The sequence below is a fragment of the Vibrio sp. 1249-1 genome, from assembly GCF_033340495.1.
Genome location: NZ_JAWOWJ010000132.1, coordinates 1 through 1,083 on the forward strand (window position 1 = coordinate 1; position 1,083 = coordinate 1,083).

Below are 1,083 nucleotides of genomic sequence, written 5' to 3' on the forward strand. Positions count from 1 at the left end.
GCAATGCCGTGCTTTACCACACCTTGGGGGTTCAAAATGCGGCGTGGTTGGATGCTCAAATGGAGAATGTCCGTGCATTCTCACCGCTTGAAGATTACCTGAGCGCGTTAGAGCCGATCGCGTCCACTTTGATTAGCGAATATTGGATTGCACCGATGTTCCACCATACTCAGACGCTACGTTTTCAAGGGGTCTTGGAAGATGTCGCACTCACAAACTGGGGATGGCCAGACATACGATCCGTTTGGTCTGCGGACTGATCAAAACCGCCTGAATGGCGGTTTTTTTGTGTCTGCAATTTGGTGAAAGCCAGTGACGTTTTTATTTTTTCTAGCCAACAAGTGTGATGCTTATCTACGTTTGAGCGCGAGTGATCAAGAAACGGTCCGAAATGAACTTTGAAATTAATCACGAATTATATCGAGTCAATAGGTCTAATGTGATCTGATTTAAATAATGTAACTTTAAGAATATTGTCGAAAAAGTGATTGTGTTCAAAATGTGTCTATTGACTTGTTGCTCAAATAAAATTTGTAGATTTTTTACGTGTGAAATTTTTGAGCACTGTCCATTTAAACAAATTGACAGGATTTAAAGTGTGATTCGAAGCGCAAAAGTAGCTCGGTTGCGCGGTTGGGACTCTGTTATTGATAATTAACCCATCAGATGACGAACTGTTGATAGGGTTAAATATGCTGTACGAGTTAATCGACCACGAACTAGTAGATGTAATTAATGATCGCGCTTACCAATGGCAAGATGCGGTTAAAAAGACCACTCAATACCTAGAAAATAAAGGTTACGTCTCCCAGCACTATGCTGATGCGATCATCCGTTCAACGGAAGAAAACGGTCCTTACTATGTGTTATGCCCTGGATTGGCAATGCCTCATGCCCGACCTGAAACTGGTGTTTTAAAAACAGGCTTAGGCATCCATATTTTCCCGTCACCTGTTGATTTTGGATCGGATCTCGGTCCGGCCAATATTCTTATTACCTTAGCTGCGAAAGACTCTGATACCCACATTGAGGTGATTCAAGCGTTGAGCGAGATGTTTGTGGATGAAGAGAACATTACAAAAC

Annotated in this window: 1 protein-coding gene and 1 pseudogene; both read left to right on the forward strand. The window is 42.3% G+C overall.

All coding sequences use genetic code 11. The annotated features are described in order from the left end of the window. Positions 1-260 (forward strand): annotated as a pseudogene (locus tag R7Z50_RS24755) (SgrR family transcriptional regulator); the annotation flags it as partial. Between the two features lie 432 nt (positions 261-692). Continuing rightward, positions 693-1,083: PTS sugar transporter subunit IIA (locus tag R7Z50_RS24760; protein WP_318149385.1), on the forward strand; the 391-nt coding region annotated here is incomplete at its 3' end.